Genomic DNA, 10,721 nt, shown 5'->3' on the forward strand with positions numbered 1-10,721 from the left:
GAATTAAATGACGTCACAATCGCTATTCACAGCAACCATCACCCAGCATCGTGCTGGTCATTTAGATCAAGCCGCTGACGGTTATCAACAATTGTTGGCGGAGAATGCAGATCACGCTGCCGCACATCATGGTCTTGGCGTATTAGAAATTGAGCGCGGTGCATTTAAAACCGGCTTGGAACATTTGCAACAGGCGCTAGAATTAGCACCAGACATTGGCACCTATTGGCAAGCGTTCGCGGAAGGATTGTTATTAGCTGGACGACCAGAAGATGCTTTAATCGTCATTCGCCAAGCGCAAACGAATGGATTAGAAACGCCAGCAGCGACAGAATTAGAAGCGCGTTTAGTGCAAATCATCACGTCAGCTCCAATTGCGCCATTACCGAGACAGGAACCAACCGCAACTGAAATTGATGCGCTCTTTACTTTATTTGAACAACACCAAGATGATGCTGCGCAAGAATACGCGCAAACGTTCACAAGCCGTTATCCGCATCATGCCTTAGGTTGGAAAATACTGGGCACCGTGTTGGCGCAAAATCAATTCAGCCAAGACGCAATAGTCGCATTGGAAAAAGCATTGCAATGCGATCCCAATGATGCCGAGTGTTTGAATACGTTAGGCGTTGCTTGTGAGGATTTAGAGCGACTTGATGACGCCTTATTCTATTACGCCCGCGCTGCTAAATTAGCGCCGCGTTTTGTAGCGGTGTTTTATAATTTAGCGAAACTCTCTTATCGTTTAGGGCAACGCGAAGATGCAAAACTCTATTGTCGTCATGCACTATCGCTGAATCCACAACACGTTAAATCGTATCTCGTGCTCGGTGCAATTTTGCGTGGCGAGCAACAATTCACAGCGGCATTTGACTGCTATCAACACGCATTGGCATTACAACCCAACGATGCAACAATTCTCAGCAATCTTGGTAACGTACAGCTCGCACTTGGTCAATTGGATGCAGCGTTAGATTTACAACAACGCGCTATTCAGATTCAACCCGATCATCCTGAAATTTTATCTAATCTTGCCAATGTGTTTCAGCGTTTTGGGCGTTTAGATGAATCCGCAGCATTGTATCAACGCGCCCTAGAATTATATGGCAACGATTGTCCAGCGCAGCGGCAACAAATCGCATCTCAGTTGTTGACGATGATGATTGCATCAGATAATCCTGAGATGTTAGAAATTCGTGGCAATACCAATCGCGCTTTTAATCAGTTAGACGATGCAATTAGTGATTATAAAAAAGCATTGGCGGTGAATGCGTCGAAGAAAATTTATAGCTCTCTGCTGTTTTCCATAAACTATCATCCTGATCGCAGTGCTGAAGAGATTTTTGCTGTTTATCAAGAATTCAATCAGCGGGTTGCTGAACCATTGCATTGCAATTGGCAACCACACACCAATGATCGCACTCCAGAGCGGCGACTTAAAATTGGCTATATTTCACCAGATTTTTGCGCACATTCAACCTTATATTTTTTAGAGCCGTTATTGGCGCAGCACGATAAAACGCAAGTTGAAGTCACCGCTTATGCCGAATTGGTTAAAGAAGATGTGATTACCGAGTGTTATCGTCGTTATGTGGAGCATTGGGTGCCAACCCGCGCTTTGAGCGATACGGAACTTGCCGAGCGAATTCGTGCCGATCACATTGATATTTTAATTGATCTTGCAGGTCATACCTCAAATAATCGTCTTGGTGTGTTTGCATATCGTCCGGCTCCAATTGCAGTGTCTTGGCTTGGTTATGCGTATACCACCGGCTTAACGGCAATTGATTATTTCTTAACCGATGAAATAATGACGCCAATCGGTAGTGAACATCTCTTTTCTGAAACACTTTGGCGCATAAAAACTCCAGCATACGTTTATCGACAAACGCCTGATATAGGCGAAGTGAATCCATTACCGGCGCTCACTCGCGGTTATGTCACCTTTGGCACTCTCACGCGGGCAATTCGCATCAATCATCACACAATTCGCGTGTGGTCAATGCTGTTGCAACAACTTCCTACAGCGCGTTTGGTTGTGAATAGCAAAGATTTTATCTCAACTGCCATGCAAACTGATTTAATTGCGCGTTTTGCTGCACATGGCATTGATTCTGAACGCTTAGAAATTGGTTATCAGAGTCCGCCTTGGGACGTATTGCGCGGAATTGATATTAGCTTGGATTGTTTTCCGCACAATTCTGGAACCACGTTATTTGAATCCCTATATTTTGGCATTCCGTTTATTACTTTAGCGGCGCGTCCCAGTGTGGGACGTTTAGGTAGTTCAATTTTAACTGGCGCTGGTCATCCCGAATGGATCGCCGATACTGAAGCCGCGTATATTGAAAAAGCCGTTGCGCTTGCCGCCGATGTCACTCAATTAGCAGCAATTCGTGCGACGCTGCGCCAAGAATTAACTGCGAGCATTTGTTGTGATGAAGTTGGCTTTTCACGGCGTGTCGAGCAGGCTTATCGGGAAATGTGGCAGCAATGGTGCAATGCGCAGGCTGAATAATGAATATGCACATTCACCTTCAGCGCACCATTCGCTATCTGCGGCAGTTTTTCTGTGTAGCACTATTTTTGACGACGCCAACTTTCGCTGCTGCACCAGTTGCAGTCAATGCTGAATTAGAACGGTTGATGACAGAATACAGCTTTGAAGTCAGCGGAATTGAATACACCGCTGATGCAGTGGCACATGCTGAGGGAACGCAATTAATTGAGCGGCTGCGTTTGTTATTAGAAAACTTTAATTATGTGATTGTGCAAAGTTCGGCGCAGCGTATTGAAAAGGTGTTGATTCTGGGTGAAAAAACCGCCGTGAGTGCGCCGCCAGCCCGCGCTGCGCCGTCGTCACCGCCCACTGCTGCCGCTGATATTGTGTTGCCCACGCAACGTCAGGGCGCAGCGCATGTGGTAGCGGCAACACTAGAAGGGATGAATAAACAACAATTGCAACAGTCGTTGCTGATTGACACCGGAGCCGAGCAGGTGGTGTTGCCGCTGTCGCTACTCGCTCGCCTTGGTTTGAATCCGGCAACGTTGCGGGAACGATCGGTACAAACGGCCAACGGTACCGTGTCGGCACGGATTGGGCGGTTGCCCGCGTTGGTGCTCGGAACGGAGCGGCTGACCAATGTGGCGGTCGCATTTATTGACGATCAGCGCCTCGGTGGGCAGGCGCTGTTGGGAATGAATGTGCTGGGGCGTTTTCGGATGACAATTGATGATGCGAATAATCAAATCACGTTGGTACCGAAATAAATAATGAGATGCTGGATTAGCGCGGAAAGTGATAAAACCGTTGATTCAAATACGCACTTACATCATGCACTTCATTATTAGACCAGCGCAAACTGAGTGCCAGCGTACAGCGGTTTACTTGTCGTTCTAGCGCATCAAAAGACGTTATTCTGCGTTTGGTAGACGTATACACATCAGTGCCATGACAGGTGGTGCATGATGTTTGATAGCGAGTGGTGACATCATCGGCAGCGTTGGCAAATTTTGATAACACTAGCAATAACGCAAGTAAGCGTAGATTCATAAGCAATAACTCTCAGTGCGTGCAGGTTATGTGACTGCGCAACGCTTAAAAAAGTTCCAAGTGTTGCGGGTATGATCGTATTAAAATTAACAACATTTAGTGCATAATAACTGTTCTGCATCTTCGGTTTTAACTCATTAGGATTTGTACACGGAAACTGACATGAGCGGTGCTGAGGATCAAAATAACAGCGATGATGATGCGTTGCCAGTGGAGCAGACGTTTCATACCGCTGATGAATTCCTCACTGCTACATTCGAGGTTAGCGCGTCGCCGTCGTTTACCCCGCCAGATGATACGGAACCAAACACCGCTCAAGTAGATATGACGCTGCTCTATTTGCATGAGATTGGTGCTTTTCAATTATTAACTGCTGCGGAAGAAATCCAGTTAGCGCGTCTGATTCAAGCTGGCAATGCACAAGCGCGGTCGCAAATGATTTTGTGCAATTTGCGGCTGGTAGTCAACATTGCTCGCCATTATTCTCATCGCGGTTTACCTTTACTTGATTTAATTGAAGAGGGTAATTTAGGTCTAATTCACGCAGTAGAAAAGTTTGATCCTGAGCGCGGGTTTCGCTTTTCAACCTATGCGACGTGGTGGATTCGACAGGCAATTGAACGCGCAATTATGAATCAGGCGCGTACCGTGCGCATTCCGGTACATTTACTTAAAGAAATCAATCTGTGTTTACGCGCTATTCGCCAGCTTAATTCCCAGCTTGACCACGAACCCACCATTGATGATATTGCTTATTTAATTGATAAACCGGCACTGGTGGTGCGCCGTTTGTTATTGCTGAATACGCAAATTCGCTCGCTGGATACGCCGTTGGATCAAGACCCTGAGCATTCATTGCTTGATCTTCTCGAAGACCCGGCGGCAATCAATCCGGCAGTTCAACTCGAAGATGTTGCCCAGCAGCGCCAGCTTGAGCAATGGTTGCAGCAGTTGACGGAGAAACAACGCGACGTTTTAGAGCGCCGTTTTGGATTGCAGGGTGATGACGATGCCACGCTGGAGCAGGTCGCAGCGGAGATCGGTCTCACCCGTGAGCGCGTGCGCCAAATTCAATTGGAAGCGCTGCGGCGGCTGCGCGAAATTCTCGGACAAGATGGCATTTATAGCGCCAGCGCGTCGGATTAAACTGCGTTTTTTTGTTGGCGCAGTTGTGAAATTGAATTACCGGTTTTTAGTGGAATGCAGTACAACTGGTTTGGAATTTTAATTGCGTTAATTTTATAATTCTATTGAAATCAATTTGGAATGATGGTGATGTCTGAACGTTTTTGGGAAACCACGCCGCTGGCGGCGCTGACGCCAGAACAATGGGAAGCCTTGTGTGACGGCTGTGGCAAATGTTGTTTGGAAAAATTTGAGGATGAGGACACCGGCCAGATTGTTTATTCGCGGGTGGCGTGCGCGTTGCTCAATCTCAAAACCTGCCGCTGTCAAGAGTATGCCGCTCGCGCCACGCTCATGCCGGATTGCATCACTTTGACCACCGAAACGCTGCGCGACGCCGCTTGGCTGCCGGAAACCTGCGCCTATCGCCGTCTCACTGAAGGCAAATCGCTGCCGCCTTGGCATCCGCTGTTGACCGGCGATCCGCGCTCGGTGGGTGACGCCGGGCACAGTGTGCGCGGGCGGGTGCTGGCACCGCGTCCGGGTCTCAACCCGTTAATGAATTTGATTGATTGGATCCGCTAAATGCTCACCGCTGCCGCTCACGCCCAACATCTCAGCGCCCAGCTCCACGAGTTGCTCTGTGCGGAGATTGCCGCTGCCGGCGGGCGCTTGCCATTTGATGCGTTTATGGAGCTGGCGCTGTATGCGCCGGGGCTGGGGTATTACGTTGCTGGGGCGCACAAATTCGGCGCAGGCGGCGATTTCATCACGGCACCGGAATTGTCACCGTTATTCGGGCAGTGCGTCGCCGCCCAATGCGCCGAGGTGTTGCAAACGTTGGCACCGCCTCCCGGCGCAATGACCAATGACATTTTGGAATTTGGCGCGGGCAGCGGGGCGCTGGCAGTCGCGGTGCTGCGCGAATTGGAGCGGCTGGAGAGTGTGCCAGCGCATTATTGGATTGTGGAATTGAGCGCCGAACTCGCCGAGCGTCAGCGCCAGCGCCTGTTCACTGAACTGCCGCACCTCGCGCCCCGCTGCGGGTGGCTGACGACCTTGCCGGCGCATCTGCGCGGCGTGGTATTAGCAAATGAAGTGCTGGATGCGATGCCGGTTTCCCGCTTTCAGATCGCTGCCGATGGCGCAATTGCTGAGATATTTGTGACGACAACGGCGGGGACATTGATGGACATCGCTGCCCCGGTGCAGTCGCCGGGCTTGGCGACCGCCATCGCCGCGTTACATGCCGCTGGTTTAGCGCAAGCGCCCGGCTACAGCTCGGAGGTGAATTTGCGCCTCGCGCCGTGGTTGGCAGCAGTGGGGGCGATGCTTGATGCCGGCGTGGTGTTGGTGAGCGATTACGGCTACTCCCGCGCAAATTATTATCAGCCAGATCGCACGAGCGGCACCTTGCTCGGTTATCGCCATCATCAAGTGAGCGGCAATCTGTATCAGCACCTGGGCTTGCAAGACCTCACGGCGCACGTTGATTTCACGGCGGTTGCGGAAGCGGGCGAAGCGGCGGGGTTCACGCTGGCGGGTTTCACCACGCAAGCGCATTTTTTGCTTGGTTGCGGCATTGACCGGTTGCTGGCTGGCGCGGAAGTGACGTTGGAACAGACGCTGGCGGCAAAACAATTGCTGCTGCCGACGGCAATGGGCGAGCGTTTCAAGGTGTTGGGATTGAATAAAAATATCAGTGGTGAGTGGTGCGGATTTGCGGTGCGCGATTTACGGGATCGGTTGTAAATCTACTCCGCCTTCAATTGCGGAACAGGGTAGCTGCGTCGCGGAATATAATCATACGGTTCCTAACATGTACGTTTTGCACGTTGAAGATAATCCAATTGATGTCGATCTGACGCAACGTGCGTTAGCCCGCCGCGCTCCTGATATTCAATGCGTTGCAGTGGCATCGACGCTGGCGGCGGCATTGGCTTGTCTCCAACAGGCGGAACGCTACGAGCTGGCGCTGGTTGATCTGAGATTGCCGGACGGTTCGGGCTTGGAAGTGCTCGCCCACATTCGGGAACGGCGCTTGCCGCTGGCGGTGGTGCTGTTGACGGGTTCTGGCGATCAAGAAGCTGCGGTGGCGGCGCTGCAAGCGGGCGCGGATGACTATCTCATCAAGAGCGATGCAGCATTGGAACGCTTGCCGGCGACGTTACGCGCAGCGCGTCAGCGGTTTCACGCCGCCACAATGCGGCGTTCGCAACCGCTGCGGGTGATTTATGCCGAGCACAACCTCGCTGATATTGATCTGACGCTGCGCCATTTTGCGCGTCATGCGCCGCACATTCGGGTGATGACGGTGCTGGATGTCACGCAACTGCTCGCCTGTCTGCCGCAGGATACGCGGACGGCTGCCGATTATGACGCGGTGCTATTGGATTACCGGCTGCCGGGGTTGGATGCGCTGGAAGCGGTCAAAATCATGCGGGCTGAACGCGGGCTGGAGCTGCCGATTGTGATGGTCTCCGGACAGGGCAATGAAGCCATCGCTGCACGCGCGATTCATCTTGGCGTCAACGATTACCTATCCAAACATAGCGGGTATTTGCACAAGCTGCCGCCGACTTTGGAAAAGGTGGTGGGGCAATATCAATTGCAGCGCGAACGCGCCGCGCTTCATGCTGCCAATGCGCGTCTCGAACAGGTGTTGGCGACCAATCCGGTGATGCTTTACACCCGCCAACTCAAGCAACCGCACGTACCGCTGACGTGGGTCAGCGCCAACATTGAACGCTGGCTGGGATTTACGCCCGCGCAGGCGTTGCAACCTGAGTGGTGGCAAATGCGGTTACATCCCGATGATCACGCCGCGACGCTGGCTTGGCTGGCTGCGGTGCGCAGCGACACGCCGTTGGCGCACGATTACCGCGTGTTTGACAGTCACTATCAGGTGCGCTGGCTGCGCGATGAGCTGCGGCTGGTGGATGACGGCAGCGGGTTGGCGAGCGGCGCGTGGAGCGATGTCACCGCCGAAAAGCTCACCGAACAGGTGCAGGAAACGCGCCTTTTGGTGCTCGAAGGGTTATTGGAAAATCAGGCGTTGCCGGAGCTGTTGCAGCAGATCGCGCAGCGGCTGGAGGACATCTACCCTGATTTTCAAGTCACCATCACGGTGGGCGCGGACGCGGCGGTGACTGCGCCGCAACTGTCACCACACCAAGTCGCGACCGGCGAACTGTTTGACCAGCACGGCAATTGGTGCCAGCTCTTCAAAAATAGTGATGAACAGGTGCTGGGATGTTTTAGCGTGCGGGCGCTGCGCCAGCGCCCTCCGACACCCAGCGAACGCCAACGCATCAATGAATTCGCCTGCATCGCGGGGCTGGCGATCACTCGCGGTGATGCCGATACCACGTTGCGGCAAGCCGCCACCGTGTTTGAGCACACCCGCGAGGGCGTGATCATCACCGATTTAGAAGCCAACATTCTCAGCATCAATCGCGCTTACACCGCCATCACCGGCTACGCGGAGGCGGAAGTGCTGGGGCTCAATCCGCGCCTGCTCCAATCTGGTCGCCAAGATCAGGGGTTTTATCAGGAGCTGTGGGCGCAGCTCCTCGCCAACGGGCATTGGCAGGGCGAGATTTGGAATCGGCGCAAAAATGGCGACATCTATCCGCAGTTATTGAGCATCAGCGTCGTTTATGACAGCCAAGGCCAGCCCAGTCACTACGTCGGCGTGATGACCGACATCAGCCAGCTCAAACAGTCCGAGGCGCAGCTCAAGCACCTCGCGCATTACGATCCGTTGACGCATCTTCCCAACCGGCTGCTGGTACACACGCGGCTGCAACAGGCGCTTGATCGGGCGGAGCGGCAGCGCCAGCGTGTTGCGGTGCTGTTTCTTGATCTGGATCGCTTCAAAAATGTGAATGACAGTTTGGGACATCCGGCGGGCGATGAGTTGTTAGAAGCGCTGGCGCGGCGGTTGAGTGCCCGCTTGCTGGATGACCACACCATCATCGGACGGCTGGGTGGCGACGAGTTTTTAATCGTGTTGGAACAGATCACCTGTCCGGAGAGCGCCGCCCTCGTCGCGCAAAAAGTGCTCAAATTGCTGGAGCAGCCATTCAATTTGGGCGCGGCGGAACACATGCACGAGGTGTATATCGGCGCGAGTATCGGCATTAGCGTGTATCCAGATGATGGCACCTTGGTCACGGAATTAGTCAAACATGCTGACGTTGCGTTGTATCAATCGAAAGAACAGGGTCGCAATACTTATCGCTTTTATACGCCCACGCTCACGGTTGCTGCGAATGAACGGCTGGCGCTGGAAGCGCGGTTACATCGCGCCTTAGCCAATAATGAATTCGTTTTATATTATCAACCGCAATTCGATACCCAAGCTGGAGCGTTAATTGGTTGCGAAGCCTTGGTGCGCTGGATGTGTCCTGAAGAAGGCATGATTTCACCGGCACGGTTTATTCCGTTGGCAGAAGAAACTGGACAAATTGTGGCGCTGGGTGAATGGGTTTTACGCGCTGCTTGTGAGCAAGGAAAACGCTGGCTTGATGCGGGATTTCCGCCGTTATTTATTGCAGTGAATTTATCAGGACGGCAATTGCAACAGCATGATTTAGTACAACGCATTGCCGCTATTTTAGAAGATACGCAATTGCCAGCGCACTGGCTGAAACTGGAATTAACTGAAAGCATGATTATGGGTGGCGGTGAACAGGCGGTGACGCTATTGCAAGCTCTCAAAACCTTGGGAACGCGCTTATCAATTGATGATTTTGGCACGGGTTATTCATCATTGGCATATTTGAAACGCTTTCCAATTGATGAATTGAAAATCGACCAAGGCTTTGTGCGCGATATTCCCAATGATGAAAACGATATGGAAATTGCTGCAACCATCATTGCAATGGCGCGTAATCTCAACTTGAGAGTAATTGCTGAAGGGGTTGAAACGACCGCGCAGTTAGAATTTCTCACCCGGCAAGGATGTTATGCCTGTCAGGGCTATTTATTCGGTCGTCCGGTGCCGGTTGCGGAATTTGAGCGCACGGTATTTCAGCGGTAATTGATTTTTTGAGTTATACAATTTAGGAGTTACGCTTGACAAAAAATAGCTTTAGAATACAAAGATGAACGCTGCAAAATGTACCGAACAAGATTACATTTAGTTTTTAATCGCTACTCCGCGAAAACGTCATCAATTGGTTTGGCTGCAAATGAACGCCAACGCGGTCACAACCAGCGCATCAACGCATCGTGACGCACCAAGCCCACCGTCGGTTTTGTTTCTGAGACATAAAATTCACCACGCCCAATTTTCCGCCGGCTAAAAAAGGCGCTAAAGACGCAGTGAATTGATGCGGATACATTCATCATATGCCGAAATGCGAGAAATTGGCGCGACGGTGTATTGCAATTGCGGCGATTGGGTGTGGAGCTGCATGGCGTTGGTGGAACATCACGACGGACGCTTGGAGTTGATGCAGTGGGTGGATGTTGCAAAAGAAACTGTGGGAATGGCGCTGCCGGTGGCGGCTTAAAATGCTCTAAAAGTTGTCTGCTGCACAATTATTTTTTCTAAAAAAATCAAAAATTTATGCTTTTAACTACGTCACTCACATAGGTGTAAACCTCGGCACTACCCTCGAAAATCTGATGTTGACTGGTGCCACTGCGATTAACGGCACGGGTAATGGTTTGGATAACGTTTTGACTGGCAATGATAACGTGAATACATTGAGTGGACTTGAAGGCAATGATCTGCTCATCGGTGGCAAAGGCAATGACATACTCGGCGGCGGCGCGGGTGATGACACATTGATTGGCGGCAGTGGCAAGGATTCACTTACTGGTGGCGCTGGACAGGATGTATTCCAATTTGCCGATAAAGACACAGCGACCATCACTGATTTTTCAATCACAGATGACAAAATTGTATTATAGTTATCCGCAAAACATACTATACTATAAGAGAAAATGTAGGAGCTTACGACAGTGAAACTGTGCAACGAAGACCAACTTTTGAATTTCTTAAGACGTGAAGAAGACAGTTCAGTTAAGTATA

At 51.4% G+C, this 10,721-nt stretch carries 9 protein-coding genes; 8 read left to right on the forward strand and 1 reads right to left on the reverse strand.

Translation table 11 applies throughout. The features are described from left to right. Nucleotides 1-7: 7 nt before the first annotated feature. Nucleotides 8-2,518, forward strand: a complete 2,511-nt coding sequence (locus tag CKO12_RS11595; RefSeq protein ID WP_200154905.1) for a tetratricopeptide repeat protein — start codon at nt 8-10, stop codon at nt 2,516-2,518. Between the two features lie 5 nt (nt 2,519-2,523). Further along, complete coding sequence (locus tag CKO12_RS11600) at nt 2,524-3,270, forward strand: retropepsin-like aspartic protease family protein (protein WP_200154906.1); 747 nt, start codon at nt 2,524-2,526, stop codon at nt 3,268-3,270. 16 nt (nt 3,271-3,286) lie between these two features. Here the strand turns inward: CKO12_RS11600 and CKO12_RS11605 are convergent, their stop codons facing one another. Then, entirely contained in the window at nt 3,287-3,553 is a 267-nt protein-coding gene (locus tag CKO12_RS11605) for a cytochrome c (RefSeq protein ID WP_200154907.1), read from the reverse strand. A gap of 162 nt (nt 3,554-3,715) precedes the next feature. On the opposite strand from CKO12_RS11605, the gene rpoS reads away from it, so the two are divergent. The 6 genes from rpoS (at nt 3,716) to CKO12_RS15175 (ending at nt 10,600) form a co-directional block, all read left to right on the forward strand. Then, nucleotides 3,716-4,699 (forward strand): RNA polymerase sigma factor RpoS, encoded by a 984-nt coding sequence (gene rpoS / locus CKO12_RS11610; RefSeq protein ID WP_200154908.1) that lies wholly within the window; start codon nt 3,716-3,718, stop codon nt 4,697-4,699. Between the two features lie 129 nt (nt 4,700-4,828). After that, on the forward strand, nt 4,829-5,263 hold the full coding sequence (locus CKO12_RS11615) for a YcgN family cysteine cluster protein (RefSeq protein ID WP_200154909.1): 435 nt from the start codon (nt 4,829-4,831) through the stop codon (nt 5,261-5,263). Beyond that, nucleotides 5,264-6,430: a class I SAM-dependent methyltransferase gene (locus CKO12_RS11620; protein ID WP_200154910.1), complete on the forward strand. Its 1,167-nt coding sequence runs from the start codon at nt 5,264-5,266 to the stop codon at nt 6,428-6,430. 67 nt (nt 6,431-6,497) lie between these two features. Then, nucleotides 6,498-9,722: an EAL domain-containing protein gene (locus CKO12_RS11625; RefSeq protein ID WP_200154911.1), complete on the forward strand. Its 3,225-nt coding sequence runs from the start codon at nt 6,498-6,500 to the stop codon at nt 9,720-9,722. Between the two features lie 292 nt (nt 9,723-10,014). Then, nucleotides 10,015-10,197: a hypothetical protein gene (locus tag CKO12_RS11630; protein WP_338032740.1), complete on the forward strand. Its 183-nt coding sequence runs from the start codon at nt 10,015-10,017 to the stop codon at nt 10,195-10,197. Between the two features lie 115 nt (nt 10,198-10,312). Then, nucleotides 10,313-10,600 carry a calcium-binding protein gene (locus CKO12_RS15175; protein ID WP_200154912.1) on the forward strand — a complete coding sequence of 96 codons (288 nt, stop codon included), beginning with the start codon at nt 10,313-10,315 and terminating at the stop codon, nt 10,598-10,600. Nucleotides 10,601-10,721: the final 121 nt, after the last annotated feature.

It is taken from the genome of Chromatium okenii (assembly GCF_016583745.1).
Lineage (GTDB): Bacteria > Pseudomonadota > Gammaproteobacteria > Chromatiales > Chromatiaceae > Chromatium > Chromatium okenii.

Excerpts from the sequence above, each read along its gene's own strand:
- CKO12_RS11620 (WP_200154910.1), top strand. The coding sequence starts at position 5,264 with ATGCTCACCGCTGCCGCTCACGCCCAACATCTCAGCGCCCAGCTCCAC.
- CKO12_RS11605 (WP_200154907.1), bottom strand. The coding sequence starts at position 3,553 with ATGAATCTACGCTTACTTGCGTTATTGCTAGTGTTATCAAAATTTGCC.
- CKO12_RS15175 (WP_200154912.1), top strand. The coding sequence starts at position 10,313 with ATGTTGACTGGTGCCACTGCGATTAACGGCACGGGTAATGGTTTGGAT.
- CKO12_RS11615 (WP_200154909.1), top strand. The coding sequence starts at position 4,829 with ATGTCTGAACGTTTTTGGGAAACCACGCCGCTGGCGGCGCTGACGCCA.
- CKO12_RS11625 (WP_200154911.1), top strand. The coding sequence starts at position 6,498 with ATGTACGTTTTGCACGTTGAAGATAATCCAATTGATGTCGATCTGACG.
- CKO12_RS11630 (WP_338032740.1), top strand. The coding sequence starts at position 10,015 with ATGCGGATACATTCATCATATGCCGAAATGCGAGAAATTGGCGCGACG.
- CKO12_RS11600 (WP_200154906.1), top strand. The coding sequence starts at position 2,524 with ATGCACATTCACCTTCAGCGCACCATTCGCTATCTGCGGCAGTTTTTC.
- CKO12_RS11595 (WP_200154905.1), top strand. The coding sequence starts at position 8 with ATGACGTCACAATCGCTATTCACAGCAACCATCACCCAGCATCGTGCT.
- rpoS (WP_200154908.1), top strand. The coding sequence starts at position 3,716 with ATGAGCGGTGCTGAGGATCAAAATAACAGCGATGATGATGCGTTGCCA.